This window comes from Synechocystis sp. CACIAM 05, assembly GCF_010222815.1.
Classification (GTDB): Bacteria; Cyanobacteriota; Cyanobacteriia; order Cyanobacteriales; family Microcystaceae; genus Synechocystis.
The window spans coordinates 1,294,093-1,317,433 of record NZ_CP019225.1 but is presented as its reverse complement, the minus strand read 5'-3'; the positions used below and the strand labels follow the sequence as shown (position 1 = coordinate 1,317,433).

18 protein-coding genes are annotated in these 23,341 nt (G+C 43.4%); 9 read left to right on the top strand and 9 right to left on the bottom strand.

Translation table 11 applies throughout. The features are described 5' to 3' along the window. The first annotated feature begins 32 nt into the window (after positions 1 to 32). Positions 33 to 527: a tRNA adenosine(34) deaminase TadA gene (gene tadA / locus BWK47_RS06265; protein ID WP_162327998.1), complete on the top strand. Its 495-nt coding sequence runs from the start codon at positions 33 to 35 to the stop codon at positions 525 to 527. A gap of 31 nt (positions 528 to 558) precedes the next feature. On the opposite strand, the gene BWK47_RS06260 is transcribed toward tadA, so the two are convergent. The 3 genes from BWK47_RS06260 to rseP all read right to left on the bottom strand — a co-directional run bounded on the left by BWK47_RS06260 (position 559) and on the right by rseP (position 3,189). Beyond that, positions 559 to 1,008, bottom strand: coding sequence for a hypothetical protein (locus BWK47_RS06260; protein WP_162327997.1), 450 nt, complete (start codon positions 1,006 to 1,008; stop codon positions 559 to 561). Positions 1,009 to 1,436: 428 nt separating this feature from the next. After that, positions 1,437 to 2,096, bottom strand: a complete 660-nt coding sequence (nth, locus tag BWK47_RS06255; RefSeq protein WP_162327996.1) for an endonuclease III — start codon at positions 2,094 to 2,096, stop codon at positions 1,437 to 1,439. After that, complete coding sequence (gene rseP / locus BWK47_RS06250; RefSeq protein WP_162327995.1) at positions 2,089 to 3,189, bottom strand: RIP metalloprotease RseP; 1,101 nt, start codon at positions 3,187 to 3,189, stop codon at positions 2,089 to 2,091. Before rseP ends, nth begins: the two co-directional genes overlap by 8 nt. Positions 3,190 to 3,406: 217 nt before the next feature. On the opposite strand from rseP, the gene BWK47_RS06245 reads away from it, so the two are divergent. Further along, on the top strand, positions 3,407 to 6,235 hold the full coding sequence (locus BWK47_RS06245; protein ID WP_237269875.1) for a diguanylate cyclase: 2,829 nt from the start codon (positions 3,407 to 3,409) through the stop codon (positions 6,233 to 6,235). Here the strand turns inward: BWK47_RS06245 and BWK47_RS06240 are convergent. Then, positions 6,228 to 7,700, bottom strand: coding sequence for an ArnT family glycosyltransferase (locus BWK47_RS06240; RefSeq protein ID WP_162327994.1), 1,473 nt, complete (start codon positions 7,698 to 7,700; stop codon positions 6,228 to 6,230). The two genes, BWK47_RS06245 and BWK47_RS06240, sit on opposite strands and share 8 nt — an antisense overlap. A gap of 197 nt (positions 7,701 to 7,897) precedes the next feature. On the opposite strand from BWK47_RS06240, the gene thrC reads away from it, so the two are divergent. Then, on the top strand, positions 7,898 to 9,199 hold the full coding sequence (gene thrC, locus BWK47_RS06235) for a threonine synthase (RefSeq protein WP_162327993.1): 1,302 nt from the start codon (positions 7,898 to 7,900) through the stop codon (positions 9,197 to 9,199). Between the two features lie 515 nt (positions 9,200 to 9,714). Beyond that, on the top strand, positions 9,715 to 10,824 hold the full coding sequence (locus tag BWK47_RS06230) for an RNA polymerase sigma factor, RpoD/SigA family (RefSeq protein WP_162327992.1): 1,110 nt from the start codon (positions 9,715 to 9,717) through the stop codon (positions 10,822 to 10,824). A gap of 14 nt (positions 10,825 to 10,838) precedes the next feature. On the opposite strand, the gene BWK47_RS06225 is transcribed toward BWK47_RS06230, so the two are convergent. Next, positions 10,839 to 11,834: a pentapeptide repeat-containing protein gene (locus BWK47_RS06225; protein WP_010872386.1), complete on the bottom strand. Its 996-nt coding sequence runs from the start codon at positions 11,832 to 11,834 to the stop codon at positions 10,839 to 10,841. Positions 11,835 to 11,978: 144 nt separating this feature from the next. Here BWK47_RS06225 and BWK47_RS06220 point away from each other — a divergent pair, with 144 nt between their 5' ends. After that, positions 11,979 to 12,416, top strand: coding sequence for a DUF29 domain-containing protein (locus BWK47_RS06220; protein ID WP_162327991.1), 438 nt, complete (start codon positions 11,979 to 11,981; stop codon positions 12,414 to 12,416). Between the two features lie 3 nt (positions 12,417 to 12,419). Here BWK47_RS06220 and BWK47_RS06215 read toward each other — a convergent pair whose 3' ends face one another. Continuing rightward, positions 12,420 to 12,992 (bottom strand): DUF3782 domain-containing protein, encoded by a 573-nt coding sequence (locus BWK47_RS06215; protein WP_162327990.1) that lies wholly within the window; start codon positions 12,990 to 12,992, stop codon positions 12,420 to 12,422. A gap of 89 nt (positions 12,993 to 13,081) precedes the next feature. Here BWK47_RS06215 and BWK47_RS06210 point away from each other — a divergent pair, with 89 nt between their 5' ends. The 4 genes from BWK47_RS06210 (at position 13,082) to BWK47_RS06195 (ending at position 16,459) form a co-directional block, all read left to right on the top strand. After that, the gene (locus tag BWK47_RS06210; protein WP_162327989.1) at positions 13,082 to 14,419 is read left to right on the top strand and encodes a class I SAM-dependent methyltransferase; all 1,338 of its coding nucleotides are present in this window, start codon (positions 13,082 to 13,084) and stop codon (positions 14,417 to 14,419) included. A 111-nt stretch (positions 14,420 to 14,530) separates the two neighbouring features. Further along, entirely contained in the window at positions 14,531 to 14,992 is a 462-nt protein-coding gene (locus tag BWK47_RS06205; RefSeq protein WP_162327988.1) for a type IV pilin protein, read from the top strand. Positions 14,993 to 15,122: 130 nt separating this feature from the next. After that, positions 15,123 to 15,626: a type IV pilin protein gene (locus tag BWK47_RS06200; protein ID WP_162327987.1), complete on the top strand. Its 504-nt coding sequence runs from the start codon at positions 15,123 to 15,125 to the stop codon at positions 15,624 to 15,626. A gap of 47 nt (positions 15,627 to 15,673) precedes the next feature. Further along, complete coding sequence (locus BWK47_RS06195; RefSeq protein ID WP_162327986.1) at positions 15,674 to 16,459, top strand: hypothetical protein; 786 nt, start codon at positions 15,674 to 15,676, stop codon at positions 16,457 to 16,459. Between the two features lie 14 nt (positions 16,460 to 16,473). Here the strand turns inward: BWK47_RS06195 and BWK47_RS06190 are convergent, their stop codons facing one another. From BWK47_RS06190 to BWK47_RS06180, 3 genes are all read right to left on the bottom strand, one after another. Next, the gene (locus tag BWK47_RS06190) at positions 16,474 to 18,933 is read right to left on the bottom strand and encodes a tetratricopeptide repeat protein (protein ID WP_162327985.1); all 2,460 of its coding nucleotides are present in this window, start codon (positions 18,931 to 18,933) and stop codon (positions 16,474 to 16,476) included. Positions 18,934 to 18,935: 2 nt separating this feature from the next. Next, positions 18,936 to 21,419: a tetratricopeptide repeat protein gene (locus BWK47_RS06185; RefSeq protein ID WP_162327984.1), complete on the bottom strand. Its 2,484-nt coding sequence runs from the start codon at positions 21,417 to 21,419 to the stop codon at positions 18,936 to 18,938. Between the two features lie 286 nt (positions 21,420 to 21,705). Continuing rightward, positions 21,706 to 23,112 (bottom strand): glycosyltransferase family 4 protein, encoded by a 1,407-nt coding sequence (locus BWK47_RS06180; RefSeq protein ID WP_162327983.1) that lies wholly within the window; start codon positions 23,110 to 23,112, stop codon positions 21,706 to 21,708. Positions 23,113 to 23,341: the final 229 nt, after the last annotated feature.

The following is a 23,341-nucleotide window of genomic DNA, read 5'->3' as shown; positions in this document are numbered from 1 at the left end:
TAACGTTTTACAAACAAGTTTAAATAGAGTTGATGGATCAACCCCTACCCACCCATGAAGATTGGATGCAAATGGCGATCGCCTTAGCAGAGGAAGCAGGCAATGTGGGGGAAATTCCCGTGGGCGCAGTGGTTGTCAATGCAATGGGAGAGATACTAGCCACCGCCCAAAATCGTAAGCAACGGGATCAAAATCCCACCGCCCATGCGGAAATATTAGCCATTCAAACTGCTTGCCGTCGGCTAGGCCATTGGCGACTGAATGAATGCACTCTTTACGTTACTTTGGAACCCTGCCCCATGTGTACGGGGGCCATTATCCAAGCCCGTTTAGGTCTATTGGTTTATGGCACCCCCGACCCGAAAACCGGCACCATCGATAGCGTGTTCGATCTGGCCGCCAGCGCAGCTTCTAACCATCGCTTACAACGCGTAGGGGGAATTTGCCAAGAACAATGCCGTGAACAGTTACAAGATTGGTTTGCCCAACATCGGGCCAGGAAAAAACAACAATCTCTTGTTTCTTGAAGTTTGGTATTACCCCGTTGGGACTTTGCAACTACAGCCTTTGATGGGTATGGGAATGTTGCTTAACGTTATCTTCAGCCTTAACCACTTTGCTATCATTGAGAACGCGTTTTTTCTCCAGGGAAAAGTTAAACTTGTCCCATTTTTCCCCAATGGCTAAATGTTCCTTGGCTTGGGGTCGAACTTGGTAAGTACGGGCCGCCGCTGTGAATCGTTCCGCAAAATCGTCACAGAACTGGGCACTCTGATCAAAAATAGTTGGTTTTTTAATTTCCTCCCCCTGGAAAACTTCCCCCGCCCGCACGGCGATCGCCCATTGGTAAGAAGTGGGCACCTGTTTGAGAATGGCCTCTAGGGCTGCTGAAGGAATGGGTTCAATGATCTCTACCGCATGGAAGTCACCATCTTCCCGCAAAAAGCAGGTGGCTAAACCAAGTACGCAGTAATCATCGCTAGCTAGGGAGGTGGGAGAAATGGGCATAAACAAGAAGAATTTATTAATTTAAAACGGACTGAGGCTTAGTATTTCCCCAGTATATTCATTGGGTCTGACCCTGCCGGAGACTAGTCCGCCTGCAACCATACTAGTTGGATTTATCTGGAGTAGGGCCAAAAAGTCTCATTTATCGGCCCATGCCAGGGTAAAAATTAGGCGATCGCCTAATTGCATCGTTTTATAGCATTCAAAGCTGGCACTGATCGCCTGTGATTAGAATCACCGTTCACCAGTGACCCATCGGCTTGTTGACCCCCGGTGAGAATCAGATAATGAGGGCAGGATTCAAAAAAGCGGGTGCACAATGTAGCACAGGGCTAGTTTCCGAACCTAATCAATGGGGACGAAACTGGCCGCTTTTTTTTGCTTTCTTGTCAGTACTGCTCCCAACTTGGATTTTTTCAACGCAGATTTCAATTGGCTTGGGCACTGGGACAAAGATGGGCTAACTGACACTCCCCACAGAGGGGCTTGCGGGCTGCACACACCGCTCGACCGTGATAAATGATATGGATGGAAAAATTTTCCCAATCCGGTTGAGGAATTAATTTCATTAAATCCCGCTCAATGCGAACGGGATCTGTAGCTTTGGTTAACCCTAATCGTTGGCTCAGGCGTTTAACATGGGTGTCCACCGTCACCCCGGCCAGGATGCCAAAGGCATGGGCTAGCACCACATTGGCCGTTTTGCGGGCCACCCCCGGTAGGGTCAATAACTCTTCCATTCTTTGGGGCACTTCCCCGTCAAATTCCTCGACAATTTTGCGGCAAACTCCCTGAATATTTTTAGCTTTATTGCGGAAAAAGCCGGTGGAGTGGATTAATTCTTCAATCTCCTGGCGATCGCCGTAGGCCAGGGCGTTGGCATCGGGATAACGCTGAAACAGGGCTGGAGTCACCTTGTTGACCCGTTCATCGGTGCATTGGGCGGACAGAATAGTGGCGACCAAAAGCTGTACTGGGGTTTGATAATCCAGACTACAGGTGGCCCCTGGGTAAAGTTTTTTGAGAATGAGCAGAATTTCCTTTGCCCGTTGTTTTTTACTGGCCATTTTCCGTAACAAACTACTCATAGCCCGTAAAGGAAGGCAAAAACTCCTGCACAAAGGTCAAATTGAGGGTATCCCGCACAATTAAAAATACCCCTAAGCTCAGCAGAAGCACCAACCCCGTTTGCATTACGCCCATCTGAAATTTTTCCGGTAGGGGTTTGCCCAAGAGTCCTTCGATGAGCAGGAACACCAATTGCCCACCATCCAAAGCGGGTAGGGGCAAAATATTAATCACAGCAAGGTTAATGCTAATCAGCGCTCCAAATTGGAACAGGTTACTGGCATCGGAGCGGGCAATGTTAGCGCCATACTCAACAATTTTCACTGGCCCCGCCACCTGGGAAGCATTGTCGGCAAAGTTGCTGGCCAACTGCCAAAAGCCCTGGCCAGTCAGCTTCACAATCCGTTCAAAAGCTTCAGCGCTATAGGTCAAGGCTTCGATGGGATTAGTGGCCCGTTTGGTTTCCACGTTGGGTAGCAAAGCCACACCAATTTTTCCTTTACCTTCTGCATCTGGAGTGGGGGTAATAGTCAAGGTTTTAGTCTCTTCCCCCCGTTGTACTTCTACTGTGATAGGCACCGACGGCGATCGCCGCACAATGTCGATAAACTGGGTGGTGGCATCGGGAAAACCGGGTAGAGTGTTGCCCTGGAGGGAGAGTACAATATCCCCTGGCTTCATCCCAGCCACTTGGGCGGCGGAGGCACTGTCCACTTGGGGAATGACCAAACCAGGCTGAATATTCTGGAAACCGATGGTGCTAACCTGACCAATCAGGAGAAAATAAGCAAAAACTAAATTGGCAATTACCCCGGCACTGATGACAATGGCCCGGTCGAGGATGGGGCGATTTTTGAGCAAGTTGGGGTCGTCAGCGGGAATTTCACTGTCGGGATCATCATCGGGAAAAGCCACGTAGCCCCCCAGGGGAATGGCCCGGATGGAATACTCCGTTTCCGGGCCTTGATAGCGCAACAGCGGTGGCCCAAATCCTAAGGCAAATCGGGTGACATGGATGCCCTGTAAACGGGCGGCCGCAAAGTGCCCCAACTCATGCACAGCAATTAATACTGCAAGTACTCCGATCGCCGCCAACGCCGCTAAAACTGACATAAATTTCTCAAATAGGAAAAAACTGGGGACGAAATCCCGCCGAACGTGTAATTCCCCCGATTTTAACCCAACGGCCGCCAGACCGTGTTCCCTGGCCCATGCAAACCCCTAAGTTTCTGTTAACCTGAAGAACGTAGGGGTATCTGATAAAAATTCCAGATTACACAGTTATCAATATCAACTCTATCCGTTAGTCAATGGCGGCTCTCAGAATTATATGGGCGACGAGCACCAAGATATTGGCAAGGTAATAGCAAAACTGGAAACTTCAAAGGAAGTCGTTGCGAACCTAAAACTCCAGACCTTTCTTCGTTCTGCTTTTCTATCAGAGGCATCAGATATTAACAGTGGTGAGGATGTCGGCAAATTTCTAGAGGCTATCCTTCAAGAAGGGGAAGAAATGTTTGATTACCTTGCCAACCACGCCCCGGTTTTGATCTGGATTGCTGGCTTAGACAAAGGCTGTTTTTACTTTAATCAACCCTGGCTCGATTTTACTGGTCGCACTCTGGAACAAGAGCAGGGCAATGGCTGGGCTGAAGGGGTTCATCCCGAAGATTTTGACCGTTGTTTACAAACCTACGTTGAAGCTTTTGATGCCCGGCAACCGTTTACGATGGAATATCGCCTGCGGAATCGAGGGGGGGAATACCGTTGGTTATTAGACAATGGCGTACCTCGCCTTGCTCCAGACGGAGAGTTTTTGGGGTATATCGGTTCTTGTATTGATATTACTGAACGTTATGAAGCTCGTCAAGCTATTGAAGAAAGTGAAGAAAAATATCGCAGTTTAGTTGAGTCCATCAATATAATGATTGTGCGTTGGGTGCCGACGGGGGAAATCACTTTCGCGAACCAATATTGCCAAAACTTTTTTGGTTTTAGCAAAGAGGAAATGGTGGGCAAATCGGTGTTAGATACCATTGTGCCCAAGACCAGTAGCTCTGGGCAAAATCTAGAAGCAATGGTGAGGGATATTTGCCGTAATCCTGAGAATTATAAATATAACGAAAATGAAAATGTCCGCAAAAACGGCGATCGGGTTTGGGTCGCTTGGACTAATAAACCTATTTTTGACAGCCAAGGCAATCTTCTAGAAATACTTGGATCTGGTATAGATATTACGTCCCGAAAATTAGCAGAGGAGCAACTACGGCAACGGGAAGCAGAATTATCGGAAGCCCAAAGCTTAGCCAAATTGGGTACTTGGAAATTTTTGTCGGCCTCGGGGGAAATTCAGTGGTCGGAAGAGATTTTACGCATGTTTGGTCTGGAACATCCCCCCAGCTATGAAGAATTAACTGCATCCATTCACCCCGGCGATCGCCAACGCCATGACGAAGTGGTGCGATCGGTTCTGGAAAGCCAAAATTCCCAGGATTTAGTTTACCGTTTTTTCCGCCAGGACGGCAGTCAGGGCTGGCTCTGGGCAAAAATTGAAGCTCTGGTCAATGGGGCGGGAGAAATGATTGGTCTCCATGGGGTGGCCATGGATGTTACTGAGCAAAAAAGTGTCGAAACCGCCCTTCAGGATAGTGAATCTCGCTTTCGTAAAGTTTTTGAGTCCGCTGTTGTCGGCATGATGTTTGCCAATATCAATGGCCAAATTACTGAAGCTAATGATTGCCTCTTGAAAATGCTCGGCTACACCAGAAAAGAACTGGAAGCCGGTTTAATGCGTTGGGATCAGATTACGCCCCCAGAATATAAAAGCCAAGACTTGGAAGCCATCGAAAATCTACGGATATATGGTTTCACAAAACCCTGGGAAAAAGAGTACTACCACAAAAATGGCCGCCGCGTTCCCATTTTGATGGGAGCATCCCCCTTTGAAGGGGAACCAGATTTAACCATCTGCGTGGTGGTGCCCATGGAGGAACAGAAAAAAGCCCTGTATCAACGGGACAGAATAGAAGCGGAATTGGAAAAACTGAATGCCAAATTGGAACAAAGGGTTTTAGAACGCACCCAAGCTTTGGCGGAAAGTCAAGAACAGCTCCATCGGGTCAATGACCAGTTGGCGCAACGGTTGGAGGAGTTAAAACGGCGCAATCAGGAAATGGAATTGCTTTCCACCCTGAATCAATATTTGCAATCCTGTGTGGTGGTGGCCGATGCCTGTGCTAGCTTGGCGGCCTTGGCTCCCCCTTTATTTCCCAATATTGCTGGCACCATTTCTATTTTTGACTCCACTGCCAACTATTTTGAACAGGTCAAAACTTGGGGAAATTTAGCCTGCTCCGAACCGTTATTCAATGGCACAGATTGCTGGGCCCTGAGGTTAGGACAGCCCCATTTGGTCGGAGTCCAACAGCACGATTTGTTATGTAGCCACCTCAATCCGGAATGTTTGCCCCAAGAAAGTCTGTGCATTCCCCTCATTGCCCAGGGGGAAACCCTTGGTTTGCTCAATTTTTGCAGTGATCGGGCTGGGGTAATTAGTTCTGACCAACAACAGTTAGCCAAGGCGGTGGCGGAACAGGTCAGTCTGGCGATCGCCAATATTAAATTGCGGGAAAGGTTGGAAAATCAGAGTATCCGGGACCCCCTCACGGGGTTATTTAACCGTCGTTATTTAGAACAATTTTTCTTACAAGAGATTGGTCGGGCCAAGCGCTATAACCATTCCATTGGCGTAATTATGGGAGACATTGACCATTTCAAACAGTTCAATGACCAACTGGGGCACGATGCCGGCGACCACGTACTGAAAACCATTGGGCGCATTCTGCAAAGCAATATTCGCGGTTCTGACATTGCCTGTCGGTATGGTGGGGAAGAAATGACCATTGTTTTGCCCCAAACCTCTCTTGAAGATACCCTAGTCAAAGCCGAATCCCTCCGTCAGGCGATCGCCTCCATGGAAGTGGAATACAAAGGAAAGGAATTGGGCACATTGACCGTTTCCCTAGGGGTAGCCTGTTATCCCAACCATGGAGAAACCATGGTCAACATTATCCAAGCCGCAGATAGGGCTCTCTATCAAGCCAAGGCCGCCGGCCGTAATCGAGTTGTGATGGCGGATGAGGTTTTTCCAGTCAATTAGTCTGGGAAAAAAGGGTATAGGCACTGTATTGCTCCACTTGATTGAGCTTAGCGGCAATGTCTGGGGGAAAAGTTTTAATATCATCCGTTCTAATAACAAAATAGTTGTGGTCACTATTTGTCAGTAGTGGAGGAATTTCGTGCATTTCCACTTGTTTTGCTTTGCCCGAAGAATAAAATTCCGCCGAGTAGGGTCGATTAAACACATAAAACAATTGACAGTTAGGTTCCTGTCCCGATTCCCTACAGGATTGTTGATATTGTTCGACAATATATTTTTGAGAGTTATTGTTAGCCACATTTATTACTATTGGTAAAGCAAAGAGAAATACTAAAGGAATTAATAGACCAGGAGCAATGAGATATTTATTGACTGGCTGATCGTGCCAAACCATGAATAATAATTCCGTCAACAGCAAAGCAAATGCCGGTAAGCCTGGTAAAACATAAGTCCATAAAATATTGGCCGAGGGGGTAAAGAAAACCATTGGGGCCACAGTCCACAACAGCAAATAACTAAGCCATTCCGAGTCTAATGTTGGTAAAGTCAGACTGGTTTGTTTAACTTTAACCTTCCAGAAAAATTTCCCCGCCAGTCCTAGTGTTAACAATGACCAAGGGAACGCCGCCAGTAACCAATAAACCCAGATCATGCCGTAGGGATGGGCGTGGCCACTGCCATATAAATCCCCTTCCCAACCCTTTTCCACAAAGCGTTTCCAATGTTCCCCCACAATGAAATAATCCAAAAAGCCGGGGGTTTTAGCTTCCGCTAACAGATACCACGGCACTGCTATGAATACCATCAATAAAATGCCTTGAACCCAAGGTAATTGTCTCCAAATCCTGGGCAAATTTCTCTGCCAAATCGTCCAAATAACTAGGGGAAGAAAAACTAATACAACTCCAATGGGCCCCTTGGCTAATAAACCGATTGCCAGCCCAACAAAAAATAGATATCCCCAGAGACGCCCTGCATTAGATTCACCCCGGTAAGCTTGCCAAAAACCGACCATAGATAGGGTAGTCCCCAACACCAAAGCTGGGTCTGTCATTACTGCCCCACTGCTGACAAAGAAGCCCAGGGTCGTAATCAAGATCATGGTGCTAACTAAGGCGTAGTTAATTCCCTTATTTTTTGCCAATAAATAAACCAAGTAACTGGCTAATAAAATGGGAATAAAAGAAGATAATCTAGCCGCAAATTCGTTAACACTAAAAACCTTAAATGATGCCGCCGTCAACCAGGTAGATAGGGGAGGTTTACCCCAAAAAGGTACACCGTAGTCGATTTGGGGGGTGATCCAGTCGCCGGTTTCTGCCATTTTGCGGCCAATTTCTGCGTAGCGGGCTTCAGTTCTGTCCGCCACAGCGTAGAGGCCAAGGGTCAAAACCCGAATGAAAATGGTCAAGTAAATGATGACCGAGATCAACCGACGCTGGGAATTTAACCAAGTTAGTTTCATTAATTTCTCGAATTTCTTTCGGAGAAAACCGACCCATTTTAGCTCGCTCCCTACCCATTCACCCCGTCAATGTTGGCTAAAGAAGGATAGCATTAGTGGGAAAATACTAAACCCGATAAAAATAGTCGGGATTAATTGACGCCCATTTTGCCCCGTGTTAGCATGCCGAAAGATTAATGAAATTAGGACTTTGCCCCATGACCACCGCCACCACCACGGCTCCAGAATTTATTTCCGCTTGTACCAAACTGGTTTCCAAAGAAGGCAACACCGAATATCCCCTCAAAGCGCTACATATCTGTGAGGAAACCTTTGCTCCCCTAGAAGTGGCCTACGACTACGATTTAATCCGCCGCCACGTTACCAGGGAAACCATTGAAGCGGGTCCTAATTCCATTTGGCGTTACCGCGCCTTTCTGCCTGTCACTGGTAAAGATGTAATTGATGTGGGCACTGGCATGACCCCCTTGGTTAAATCCCATCGTTTAGCCCGTCGCCTAGGGCTGAAAAATCTCTACATTAAAAACGATGCGGTCAATATGCCCACCTTGAGCTTCAAAGACCGAGTGGTTTCCGTTGCCCTCACCAGGGCCCGGGAATTGGGTTTCACCACGGTTTCCTGTGCCAGCACTGGCAATTTGGCCAACTCCACTGCGGCGATCGCCGCCCATGCTGGTTTGGACTGCTGTGTGTTTATCCCGGCGGATTTGGAAGCAGGCAAAGTATTGGGGACGTTGATTTACAATCCCACCCTAATGGCAGTGAAAGGGAACTACGACCAGGTCAATCGTCTCTGCTGTGAAGTGGGTAATAGCTACGGCTGGGGTTTTGTGAACATTAACCTTCGTCCCTACTACTCCGAAGGCTCCAAAACCCTGGGCTTTGAAGTGGCGGAACAACTGGGTTGGAAACTCCCCGATCACATTGTGGCTCCCCTCGCCTCTGGTTCCCTGTTCACCAAAATCCACAAGGGCTTCCAAGAATTTGTCAAGGTCGGTTTGGTGGATGATAAGCCGGTGCGGTTCAGCGGTGCCCAAGCAGAGGGTTGTTCTCCCATTGCCACTGCTTTCCAAGAGGGACGGGACTTCGTTAAGCCAGTCAAACCCAACACCATTGCCAAATCCATTGCCATCGGCAACCCCGCCGACGGAGTTTATGCCCTGGACATCGCCCGCAAAACTAACGGCAACATTGAAAGCGTCAACGACGCCGAAATTATCGAAGGGATCAAACTGTTGGCGGAAACCGAAGGCATCTTCACCGAAACTGCTGGGGGCACCACCGTTGCGGTGCTGAAAAAACTAGTAGAAGCGGGCAAAATTGATCCCGAAGAAACTACGGTGGTCTACATCACCGGCAATGGCTTAAAAACCCAAGAAGCGGTGCAAAGCCATGTGGGAGAACCCCTCACCATCGATGCCAACCTGGATAGCTTTGAGCGGGCCCTGGAGCGCTCCCGCACGTTGGAACGCTTGGAATGGCAACAGGTTTTGGTCTAGATCCCAGTAGAAAACTCAGGTTATTGACTGATTTGATCGGATTTAATCAGTTAATTACCGTATTTTTCCCACTAACTTTCATTAATCGTTCCTTTTAGGAAATTGTCCGCTGTGGTTTTACCAGGGCGGATTTTTTTAGCAAATTTAACGGCGATCGCCTGGAAATTAGGGAAAGCTGACAAAAATGGCGATCGAATCAACTTTGTATCACGAATTACACTGCCGTGAAAATTTGACGATATTTTGGACAGATAGATATTAAAAAAAACTAAAGTTTTGCCATTTTTGGAAAATTAATGACACAATCTAGCCACGGGGACCGGTATCTGGTTCTGGAACACCACTACCGCAATGCACATAGCTGAAAGTGGAGAGCCTTAACCATTGGGGTGGTCTACCCGGATGATGCTCTGGCCGATTGGATAATTTCTGGTTGTTTTCTGTTTCCTTGGGTGGCCTTGTTGTTGCCATCCCTTTTCCGTTCTTGATTGTTTTCGTTTAGTTTTTTCCAACCTATGAGCGATATGTCTTCCCTTTCCACCCCCGACACCAGTGCCGTTGACCAATTGCAGACTTTGGATGGCCTTATTGATGGCCAGGCGATCGCCAATGATGACCCTCCGGCGATCGAAGTCACCCTGGGGGAAGGCCAGCAAGGGAGTTTTAATAAAGCTGTAAGTGAAGACACCGTGGGGGCTTTTTTTAAGGAAATGGCCCGCTATCCTCTCCTGAGTGCCACCGAAGAAGTGGAACTGGCTAGACAAATCCGGCTGCTAGTCAACGCAGAAGATGTTAGACAACAACTCACCCAACAACTGGAACGAACGCCTTCCCTCCAGGAGTGGGGGCAAGCTCTGGAATTTCCCCAGGTCAGACAATTTGAGATTTGGCTTTACCAACTGCGGGCCGCCAAAAGACGCATGATCCGCTCCAATCTCCGCCTAGTGGTTTCCATTGCCAAGCGTTACCTCAACCGTGGTGTTCCCTTCCTCGACCTGATCCAAGAAGGGGCGATCGGTCTCAACCGAGCCGCAGAAAAGTTTGATCCCGACAAAGGCTATAAATTTTCCACCTATGCCTACTGGTGGATCCGCCAGGCCATCACCCGCACCATTGCCAATGACGCTCGCACTATTCGTTTGCCCATCCATGTGGTGGAAAAGCTCAACAAAATCAAGAAAGCCCAACGCAGTCTCAAGCAGGAATTGAAGCGCAATCCCAACGAAGGGGAATTGGCCGCTGCTTTGGACATTACCCCTGCCCAACTAAGACAATTACTGCAATTGCGTCGTCAGTCCCTGTCCTTAAACCATCGGGTAGGCAAAGGGGAAGACACCGAGTTGGTGGATCTACTAGAAGATCAACAACTGCAGTTGCCGGAGGATTTGATGAATGAATCCATGTTGCGGCGGGAAATTGTCGAAGTATTAGCTGAAGTGCTAACGGAACGGGAAATGGAAGTGATCTGTCTGCGCTATGGCATTGCCAGCCACCAAAGTTACACCCTTGAGGAAGTGGGCAATATGTTTAATCTTTCCCGGGAAAGGGTTAGACAAATCCAAAGCAAAGCCATGCGAAAACTCCGTCGTCCCCAGGTGGCCCGCCGCCTCAAAGGTTGGTTATAGATACCGTAAAATTTCTAGTGGTGACGCACTTGCCCATCCGGCATAGTCGCCCCTTGAAAATCTGCCCCCACCATATTGGCACTCATTAGATCCGCCCGTACCAAGTTGGCATTGATGAAGTTGGCCTCCGTCAAATTTGCCCTGGCAAAAAATGCTTCAATCAGCTCTGCTTCCTGTAGGTTAGCTTTAGTCAAGTTGGCCCGACTCAGGTCGGCACTGTTCATGCGGGTGAAGCTCAAATTGGACCCCGTGAGATTGGTCCGATTCAGGTTGACATGGGTCATAATGGCCCCCTGGCAATTCACTGCCGTCATTTCTGCCTCAGAAATCTTCGCTCGCATCAAATTGGCATTTTGTAAATCGGCACCATTTAACTTTGCCCCCGACAAGTTAGCATCGGTTAGTAGGGCCCCTTTTAAGTTGGCGTAGCTCAGGTCTGCCTTACGCAAATCCACATCTCGCAGATTAGCCTCCTTCAAGTTAGCGTAGCTTAAATCTGCCCGGCTTAAATCTACTCCCTTCATGTTGGCCCCCTGGAGGTCTGCCCGACCGAGGATAGCGGCCTGGAGATTGGTGTAGTAGCCCTTTTTTTCCTGACGCATATTAGCTCCCCGCAAACAGGCCCCGGTGAGGGTAGCACCACTTAAATCCGCTCCCCGTAGATCCGCCCCAATTAAATTCGTATCCTGGAGAGTGGCCAGGGTCATATCGCTATCCCGCAGGATGGCCCCCTGGAGCATGGCCCCGTGAAAATTGGCACTGCGTAGATCGGCCCCGGCCAAGTCCGCTTGGTTTAAACTAGCCCCACTTAGGTTCGCCGCCACCAAATTAGCCTGACCTAGATTAGCCCGGTTGAGGTAACAAAAAAGCAGGTTAGCCCCCCGTAAATCCGCTTCGTTGAGCACAATACCGATCAAATCGGCGGCTTCTAGATTAATCCCCGGTAATTTTAGCCCTGTAAATAAAGTTTCGCCGTTGCGATAGCGTTGGACCAATTCCTTGGCTTCCATAAATTTTGAGAGGGGAAAAATCAAATCAACTTTCTAATCATCTTAAGTTATGGAAGAATCCGTCGGAGAAATGGGCAGATATAATTGGTGGTAGATTGAATTTTGGAACTCTAGCTGACACCGAAGGGCAACTGAGACAAACAAATGGATAGTCTTCTTTACACTAAGGATTTTTTTACTTGGACTCAACAACAAGCGGATCTTTTGTCTCAAAAACGTTTTGAACAGTTAGATTTAGAACATTTGATAGAGGAAATTCAAGATTTGGGGAATCGTCACTATGACCAACTTGAATCGCGCTTAATGGTTTTAGTCGCCCATCTTTTGAAATGGCAGGTTCAACATTGGAAACGGACTAATAGCTGGCGGGCAACTATCCGAGTTCAGCGAACATCCCTAGCCAAGTTGTTAAGGCGTAATCCAGGGTTAAAGTCCCGTTTAGAGGAAGCTATGGCGGAAAGTTGGCAGGAGGCGAGGGATTTGGCCATTGCGGAAACCGATTTACCGGATGATCAATTTCCGGATAGTTGTCCATTCACCATTGTAGAAATTCTAGATTCAGATTTTTGGCCCAATACCTAGGTCTCACCAGTTTTTGGGCTGGAACTCGTCGCTATTTAAAATGCTGACGCTTTCTCCGGATTGGGTCAGCACGAATAAGCCCTGGCGGTAGGCATATTTATCGGCTCCTTCTTCAATGTCCATGGCGGCAACGGCACCGTAAACTTGTTTTTGCTCATATTCGGGGAAAAATCGTCTAAATTCTGCTAGATCAGTTAAAAAATCTCTGACATCCTGCACACTAAGTTTACTTTTAACCTCCACCGCTAGAGCGTGATCTTGGTTGAGTACGAGAATGTCGATTTCTAGGCTCTCACCATCGAGGCGTTTTTTCACCCGTTGGCTGACTTGATGAACGGGAATGCCACGGTCTAAGAATAGGGTTTCGCAGGCAGGGGCAACCATATTTTCCACAAATCTCCCCCAAGCTCCTCCCAGGTTGCCAATCTCCCGACTCAGTTGTTTATGGACTTGTTCAATGCGGCGATCGGTTTCCCGGAATTTACGCTCAGTCTCCTGCTGGGCTTGGACAACTTCTTGCTGGGCTTGGGCAACTTGTTTGAACAGGTCGAGCACTTCTTCGAGGGTGGTGTCCATAGGGGTTACTGATTCATAAACTAATTTCTAGTGTAAATCTCGGCGGAAGAGATATGATTCTGGTTAAGTTCCAAGCATGGTGAGTGCCAATGTCGGAAAGTTTTGACCTGAGCTACCGTGATAAATCGCTCCAACAATTCGAGAGTTATCCCTATCCTGGCATTCCCATTGAGGAGCCGTTAAATCAGGATATAGGGGAGCTGTATAAAAACTGTCTGGTTACTTCCCACTATTGTCGGGACAAAAGGGTCATTACGGATCTAGAAAATCGGGCTATTTTGGATGTGGCCTGTGGCACCGGGGCAACAACCCTCAGACTGGCCTGGGCTAATCCAGGGACAAAGATTGTCGGTATCGATATGTCACCAGAGTCGATCAAGATTGCGGAACAGCGTTTGAAATACCATGGTTTTGATGATGCTGAGTTTCATGTGTTGGCGATCGAGGATTTGGGGCAACTGGAACAAAGATTTGATTTAATTAATGCCAGTGATGTGCTTTATCTTTTGCCAGATTTAGCATTGACCCTTAAACAGTTGGCACAGGTATTGAAATCTGATGGCATCATCCGAGGAAATTTACACAGCTATTACCAAAGGCATAATTACTATCGTGCCCAAGCTCTGTTCCAAAAAATGGGTTTGATGGAGGATAACCCCGAAGAAACTGAGTTGAACCTTGTCAGAGAGTTTTACGATGCTCTCAAGGATGGTGTTGATCTGAAAATGAAAACCTGGCGATACAACGATAGTAGCAAGGTCGCAGACCAACTTATCCTCATGAATCATCTGTTTCAGAATGATAAGGGATATACACTATCACAGCTATTTGATTCTTTCCAGCAGTCTGGATTGCAATTAGTGGATATGGTTGACTGGCGGTATTGGGACTGGAAGAACCTATTTAAACAACCAGATAACTTACCGGCTTATTTAGTGATGGGACTGGAGGGGTCTAGCCTAGAAGAACAACTATGTTTTTATGAATTGGTGCAACCAGACAAGCGATTATTGGATTTCTGGTGTGGCCATGTTCGAAAAGATAAGGATGATGGAGAAATTGATCGAGATTGGCAAGAACAGAACCCAGAAAAGGTGATAGTGCATCTCCATCCCTGTCTGCACACGGAAAGGTTCCGGGAGGCAATTTTGGAATCAAATGCAGTGGCTCCAGTCAATTTGAAACAATTTTTTCCTTTCCTTGATCGAGATGCCTGGGTGGATCACACTCTGCTCTGTTGCCTAGGGGTTCCACTGCTTGATTCTCCACGCTCATTGCAATTCCTTTGGGCGCGATGGCGGCAACTGCGCCCCCTAGATCCAGCAGATTTTTGTGCGGTGAATGAGGGCAAACTACTAGACTTATTGAAACTAGCTATTTTTGAGCAGGAGTCCCTTGGAGTTCTTTTGGTGGAGGTGGTGGATTAGGGAAAATTTTTTTGGTGGGGGTGATAGGTAAATGGGGGGCGTGGGTAAGTTAGAGCTAGAAGGGTTCCGACCAGTTATTTTAATTCCCCCTACATAAGGAAGAAGACAATCATGGCTAGTAATTTTAAATTCAAGCTGCTCTCTCACCTCACCAACAAGAAAGAAGAAAAAGGCTTTACCTTAATTGAACTGTTGGTTGTGGTAATCATCATCGGCGTACTTGCCGCCATCGCCCTGCCTAACTTGCTCAACCAAGTTGGTAAGGCCCGGATGTCTGAAGGGAAATCTACCCTGGGTGCCATCAACCGGGGACAGCAGGTGTACCGCACCGAAAACCCGACATTTACGACAGACCTTACTAAGTTGGACACAAAAGTTGATACCACTGGTGATTACTTTACCTTTTCTGCGGCAACAGGTAGTGGCACTAATGTGGAGAATTTTGCTAACGCCACAGATGCGCCAGGTGATAACACGACCACAATTTCTACCGCAATTGTGTACGACCCAGCCAACGGGACTTTTGACTTAACTAATGGTGCCCAAACCCCTGCCAAGTCTGGTGGTTGGTAGATAAGTCTAGAGTTGAGCTTCCTAAGCTTACTTTATAGCTAGTGGCTACATTATTCGGATTGATGAAAACAATCTTGTGATAGTGTAGCTTCTCTTGTTTTTTCAAACAATGCACTAGTCTTAGATTAGAATGGTTTACATCAAAGATTGCATTGCTAATTTAACTGCAATTAACTCCGATAAGTCCGAGAGAGGATTGACTTTGCTGGAGTTATTAATTGTAATGCTTGTCCTGGGTGTACTAACAGGAGTTGCTCTCCCTAATCTAGTGGCTCAAGTGGGCAAAGCCAGGGAGGTCGAAGCTAAACAAAATTTAAGTGCTATTGCATTTGCCCAACAGGCCTATCATTTTGAAAACAGAACTTTTGCCAATACCTACTCAGAAACTGGTCTTACTTTTTCCAGCACTAACTATGACTATAGTCCACCAATTTCTTCTAATTCAGTAACAATTAGTGACGCAATTCCAAAAAATTTGGGAAATGACAACTACAGGACTTATTCAGTAGGAATTTATTATAACAACGGCGTTTTTTCGGTTATACTCTGCCAAGCTCGGGATCCTGTTACAACTACCCAGGCTCCCAACAGTGAGTCTGGGAACTGTAGTAATGGTGGTATTATTATTCAGTAGCCATAAATCTAGCCGGAATGTTGAGTGATTAGCCCCGCATCAAAACTATGTTTTCATTGCTTTCATCGAATATAGTCAATAGTCTCTTGTTATTAGTGAGCATAGCAGGAATTGGTTGGTTACAAACCCTATATTTGACAGAACAAAACAAAGAAAATAATTTAGGATATTTCCAAGAAGTGGCTCAAGAAGAGCAAGCATTAAAAGTCTCTCAGAAGATGCCGAATTTAGGCTTTAACAACATCCTGGCTGATTGGCTGTATTTAAAATTTATTCAATATTTTGGTGATAATCCAGCCCGGGAACAAACTAATTACGCCCTAGTTTCAGACTACTTTCAGCAAATTGTTGATCGAGACCCCCGCTTTAATGAGGCAATTTTTCGTTTAGAAACAGCAAATACACTATTTGCTGGTAATCCTGATCAGAGTATTGAGCAATTAGCTAAAGCATTAGATTCCCAAGCAGTTAAATTCAACTCTTCATTTCCGACTTATTATCTGTGGCGCATGAAAGGGAATAATGAGCTACTGTTCAGAGGAGATGTAGAAAACGCTAAACACTCCTACGCTAAGTCCGCTATTTCTGCCCAAAATTATGGTGGTGAGGATGGTCAACGGATGGTTGATATTAATCAAAATTCAATTAATGTTTTAAAAAATAATCCAGACAGCAAATTGGCCCGAATTAGTGCTTGGGTGAATGTATTGAGTAATAGTCCCGATCAGAAGACAACTGAGCGTGTTATAAAAGAAATTGAAGCATTGGGTGGACAAGTGACCTTGACACCAACCGGGGAAGTACAAATTAAAGTCTCCGATGATAGTATTTGAAGGGAGATTAATAATTATCCATCATCCATTTGCTGTTTTTTCTCAACTGCATCCTGGAAAAATGCTTCCAGGGCAGTAATGCAAGCTTGGTCTTCAAACATGCGATCACCATTCTCAAGAATTTTCTGACTAATAGCCTGTCGCCATTGACGGTCTAACCCCAGACGAACTGCAATGGCAATATAATTCTCAATACTTTCAGCTATTGTTTCAGTTATGCCAATCATAGTTAAGAGGCCGTAGGAATGCCGTGCCCGCATTAGCTCTCCGGGACAGGTGACAATCGGTAAACCAGCGATAATAGCTTCTGTGGTGGTAAAGCCGCCCGACCAACTTAAGCAGTCAAGAAAAATATCCGATAGTTGGGTCACAATGCTGAAGTCTGACCGATTTAGGCGGGGCAAAAATAGGCAATAGTCTTCATAATTCAGGTCTAATTGCCGAAAAGTAGCCTGGAGACGCTTCTTAAAAGTCTCAGTCACAATGGGGCTGTGGTCAGATTCAATAAAGGCAAATTGAAAAGTTGGACTATGTTGAGCAACAGTAGCAAAAATATAGTCATGTTCAGGTAAATATTTGAATAAACTTTGACAACACCAAAAAATCACAGAATCTTGCCGCAAACCAAAGTCAGAGCGATTTTTTTCGTGGAGAATTACTTCTTTTTTTCCAATAGCAAAAGCTAGATTAGGAAGACGAATTAAGGTTTCAGAATAATGTTCATCACCATTATCAGGTTCCATCAGATGACTCGATAAAAAATAGTCCATATAAGGACTACCGGAGGTAACTGGATGAGCCCAAGTAGTACATTGAATAGGGGCTAAACGTAAGCAGGCTAGGGGGCCAACTCTGGCGGAAACAGCTATTTCTGGCATGATCAGAATATCCAAATGGTCAGAGTCAATTTTTTGGCATAAATCAATCAAATTTTCATTTTTGCCTAAGTACCACATTTGATGGCTATAGAGTTGAAATTGATCACGGGTCTCCTCCGGCTTATGTGGGTCAACCCGTGACAAATCATAGGTATAAAAATCAAATTTTTGACTATCAAGATACTTAAGCCAATTAACATAAAGTTTTCCTAGTCCCTCTAGGTGTTGCGACACTAAGCCAACACGAAGTTTACGACGGTGAATATCATCACTGAAGATTTTAGGCTGGCAAAACTGAGGGTAAGCTATTTTTAGAATTGAACTAAGATAAGTCGTATATTTTTGCTGAATAACAACATCATTTTTACCTTGATAAGCAAGATAGAATAGGTTGTTTTTTTGAGTACCAGCAAAGGCTTCATTGGCCTTATCTAAAGTATTAGGCAAGTAATCTATTAATAATTTCTCTAGCAAAGATTGATAGCGCTGGCGATAAAACTCAATATCCTCATTCTTCTCAAAGACAATAGGCAGAATAGATTGATGAAAAGTTCGTAGGGATAAATTATCAGGATAGGATTCTAGTTTCTGTTCAATAAAGTGAATAGCCTTGGCCGTTTGATTGGTTCTAGCATAGGATTGACCTAAATTTAAATAAGTCTCAATATCTCCGGATTCTTGACACAGGTAGTCTTTATAGTAGTGAATTGCTTGAGCATATTTATCTTTACTGTAATAGAAATAGCCTAAATATTGTGCCGCTTGCGGATATTGATTTGTGTGATAAATTTCTTCAACACGCTGTTTTATCTGCGGTTGTCCTACTTCATTAGACTTTTTGAGCAGATGTTCATAACAGTTTAAAGCACGATCAACATTTTTTTGTTCATAATGAAGATTACCCAAGGTAATATAAACATCGAGGAAATCAGGGTTAAGCTCTATGGCTTGATTATAGGCAGAAATAGCACCACCATAGTCTTGTTGCTTTTCCAGAATACGCCCTAGCCCGTAATAATTATTGTCGGAACTATCCCGTTCTAGTGCTTCTTGCATGGCGGTGTGGGCCTCGGCATAATTACCCTGCTGGTAATAACATAGGGCGAGCGAATGCCAGGCAGGACTATAATTCGGATTGAAATCAAGGAGATCTAAGTAAACAATAATTGCCTTGTCATATTCCTGATTGAGTCCATAGTTGGTTGCCAATTTATATGAGGCTGATGTCAACTGAGCCAGAATTTCAGCATTTTCATAGTCAGTATTTAGTTCAAAAATTATTTCATAAATGATTTTCGCTTGCCTTAGTTTTCCTTTGGTCAGATAAGACCTAATTTGTTGCTCTAGGAAATCAATTAAGTCCACAACTAGACGTTCATTTTCATCCTCAAGGGAGGTTTCGACGATCAGAGATAACCATGTGGCTAAACACCCTTCCCAATTATCCGCTAGCAAATAAGCTAGCCCTAACCAATAGTAATGATTTGGCTGATTACAACCTTCAGTAATGCAGTTTTCTAGATAATCAATAGATTCTAAATAGTTTTCTTGTTCAAAATAATCGGTAATTACGTCTAGATAGTCACGATTAATCATTTCTAGATTCCATGATTTAGCTTAAGGTTATAGTCCTGAACAGCTTGTTTCAGGAAATGTTCAAGGCCCAGGACACATTCTTGATCATCGAATAACCGATGTTTATTATCCATAGTTTTATTTCTGATGGTCTGTCGCCAGTCCGCATCCTGTCCTAATCGTACCGCGATTTGAATATAATCTTCTTCGTTGCTCGCAATTGTTTCTGTTACCCCAATCATTTTTAAATAGGCATAAGAATGACGAGAGCGCATAAACTCTCCAGGGCAAGTAACAACAGGTAAATTGCAAGCAATAGCTTGCCTTGTGGTCAACCCCCCAGACCAACTAAGACCATCTAAAAAAACATCCGCTAGCAGATTTATTTTTATGAAATCTTGATTATTTAATCGCGGTAGAAAAATACAATAATCTTGATAATTCAATCCATATTTGGTGAAAGTTTTTTCTAATCTTTTGGCAAAGTCATCAGTGATTACTTTACCTTGGGGTGGGGCAACAAAAACCAGCCGAAAATTGATGTTATTTTGAACAATCCTTGCAAAAATATAATCATGCTGGGGGAGATACTTAAATAAACTCTGGCAACACCAGTAGATAATGACATTTTCTTCAAGATTAAAATCGGAGCGTGTCCCATTAATATCTGAAGTATCTAAAGGAGGGAGGGCAAAAGCGAGGTTAGGAAGGCGAATCAAAGTTTCAGAATAATGCTCATCACCATTTTCTGGCTCCATTAGTTCACTGGAAATAAAATAATCAATAGCGGGAATGCCAGAAGTGACAGGATGGGCCCAAGTGGTACATTGAATAGGGGCAAGACGATAGGTTGTCAGTAAGTTAAAAATTGGATCTAGTCCTAATTCAGGAAAAATCATCACATCAATTTGATCGTCGCGAACTTGTTCCCCTATCCTTTGCCAACCAATATTTAAACTGATTGTCCGATAGATATCACTATGATGAGCAAAAAAATCTCGACTGTGTGACTCTTCATTATTATTCTGATCGATTAAATGATAAACATAAATTTCAAATTGTTGCTTGTCAAGATACTTAATCCAACCCGAATAAAGTAGCCCTAAACCCCTTAAGCGATAGGATATAATTCCAACACGAATTTTAATTTGTAGCTCAGGTTGAAAATCAATCAGTCTAGGAATATATTTATGATGAAAATATACCTCTTCAATAATATTAGTTATATAATCACCATATTTTTTTTGAATATAGAGATCATTTCTATTTTGATAGCTTAACCAAAAGTTTGTTCTTATATAAATGCTTTGAATCGCGTCGTCAATATGGTCTTGAGTAATTAATTTGGTATTATTAATTAACGAATTAAGCAATTGAGAAAAACGATGTCGATAAAAATCTATTTCTTTTTGATTATTGTATAGAATGGGTAGTAAAACTTGATTTAGTCTATTAATTTCTAGTTTCTTTATAGGATAAAATTTTAATGTTTTTTCTAAAACTTCAATTGCAGACTCTGTTTGGTTACACATTCGATAACAATTAGCCAATGTATCATAAAAGCTAAATTCTTGAATTCTCTCTTGATTTGATTCACTAAAGTATTTTTCAAAATGATGAAGTGCAACAGCAAAGTCACGACTATTTATGCTTTTGTAAGCGGCATATCCTAGATGTAAATGAGATTTTTTGATTTGACCAACAGATTGATAACAATCTCCAAGTAAATTATGGAGTGTTGAACTAGATGAAATGAGTGATAATCCGCTCTCACATAAAGTGATCGCTTCATCAATTTTGTTTTGTTTTTTTAAGAGATTGATTAAATTCACATAAGCATTTAAATAACTGTTATTCTGTTGAATGCTTAATTTATATGCAATAATTGCTTCATTAATTTTAGCTTGTTTTTCAAAAATCATTCCCAGAATATAATGATTCTCTGGGGATTCCGGATTAATTTCTATGGCTCTATTAATTGATTCTTTTGCTTGATCTAAGTATTCAATCTGGCAATAACAACAAGCGATTGATCTTAATATTGAATCTTGTTGTGGTTCCAAGTCGAGAATTTCATTAAACACATCCACAGCAAGATCATAGTGTTCACTCTTTTCTAGTCCATTAGCTATAACCGTCAAAGCAGACAAGAGTTGTTCCCGCAACTGTGGGTGATTATATTCAGAATTAATCAAAAAAATTGCATCATAAATTACTTTTGCTTGACCTAATTGTTCATTTTTAATTGCTTCTTTGACTTGTTCTTCCAAAAATTCAATTAACTCAACTGTCAATTGTTCAACATCATTGGTTTCATTAGTCAAAAAGGGGACTAGCCAAGTTTTTATGGCAGTCTCTTGATCTTCCTGTAACAGATAAGCAAGTCCCATAAACCAACGATAATTTAATTCTTCTGGATGATAAGCAATTTTCTCTTCCAAAATGGAGACTAATTCTAAATATTTTGCAGAATTTACTAATTTTTGCACTTGATCTAATAAAGTCATAAACAAGCCTGAAGTCTTTAGTAATTTTTAGGATTAGTTATCGGCTATGGTAAAAGTTAAATTGATTTTGGTAAAGCTGCAATTAGACTAATTTTATCAATAAATACTTTTTTAGTATATGAATTTCGTATTTAGTATATGAATTTCGTAATTGCCTATTGTTATTGTTAAAAAATATTGATCAAAAAAGTCTATCATGATTTTAACTAAATTGAACAAATTAGATTATTTTGAATAACTCAAATTTAAGAGGATATTCAATAATAATGATTGTCTGACAAGACCTTCATTCTAGCTGATCAAAGAAATTTGTTATTGTCTCCAATGCTTGCCCCTCATTAGCAGTCGCCAAAAAATTAGATTCTTTTTCAATAACTTGATTGAGTTTTTCTGAAAGGTAATCTGGATTATTAAATTTTGAAGTGATAACTGCATTCATAATAACAGATAGTGCCTCCTCCTCTAGTCCAAATAATATCAAGCTTAATATCAAGTATGAACAGAAATTTTCAGAACCGGAAAAATCATCAAGAGCTTCTTGGTAGAAACTAATTGCTATCTCATATTCCTGTTGTTTAAAAAATGTATAAGCTCTAATTTCATAAAGCTTTATGAGCCATTCATGGGCACGCTTTTCCCAAACATAGTTTTGTTGACAATATTCAATCTGTTTAGCCAACCTTGCCTCAATACTATCAACATTTTCTGACTGGAGATCTTCAATATACTGAATAGTTGCTGTGACAAAATCTTGCTTATAAACCTCTAAATCTGGATTAAATGGCACTAAAGTTGCAAACCCTGCTGTTGTTTCCGGCAACGCACCTAGATCACTGGTGATAATATGACAACCACTGGCCATAGCTTCCATAACGGCAATACAGGAAGTTTCAGGAAATATATTGGGATAAATCAAAATCGAAATATCTCTAAGCTCTTTAGCCAACTGGGGCTGAGAAATAGAACCAAAATACTGTACTCCCTCTATAGCTCGTAAACTTGTATAAAGACTGTTGTAATTTTCGTCAGATAGCTGATAGACTTGCATGCTAGAAAATATCTTCAACTTGATTTCAGAAAATTTCTCTCTTAATCTTGGAAAAATATCAACTAAAAGACCAAGCCCCCTAAATGGCGTGCTCGTATAAGCAAGAGAGAGCGGCGTCACTTTTTTTTCTAGAATTGAGGACTTTGAATCAAACAGACCTTCAAAATTATAGCCAATTGCATTTCTAAAGATAACAACCTTTTCCCTTTCTATGCCAAATATTTTAATAAATTTTTCTGCTTGCCAGTCACTGATAAAGAAAAAGTAATCATAGGACTCTTTTTCTTCTTTTTTGCTTAATCTTTGTATCGCTGGTTGATCATGGGCGTGTTGATTCCAAAGAATAATATTAGTCTTTTCACCGCAAAGTTTCCTTAACATTTCTCCAGAATTTGCGCCATTAAAGCAAATAATAAAATCAACACTTAGCCAAAATTGATTACTAACACAGCTAATGGGTAAACAAGCAACACCATGGGAAACAATGGGTGCAGATATCTTATTAATCAGGAAGATATCATGACCCAAATTTGCCAAATTCATCGCCAAATAAGAAAGCGCAGACTGTGAACCGCCTAGAGGAGCTTCAAAAACAGTGCCCACAGAGTAATCAAAATCTATTAAGTCAAAAAATACAATTTTCATCCCCCCCCCTCACATTCAATAATTTTCCTGAGTCAAAGTGCTATGCTCCTTGAGCAATGCATCCAGTTCTTGATACCAACAAGCCCTAAGCGGACTTAACCCTTCAGCCATAAACCTACGCCACTAAATAGCATTCTACTAACGTACCCACAAAACTCTGATGTAGATCGCCTCTTCAAAAAACTTAGCAATCTCGGTCTTGATTCTGACCCAATGCACAGCGGGCCCT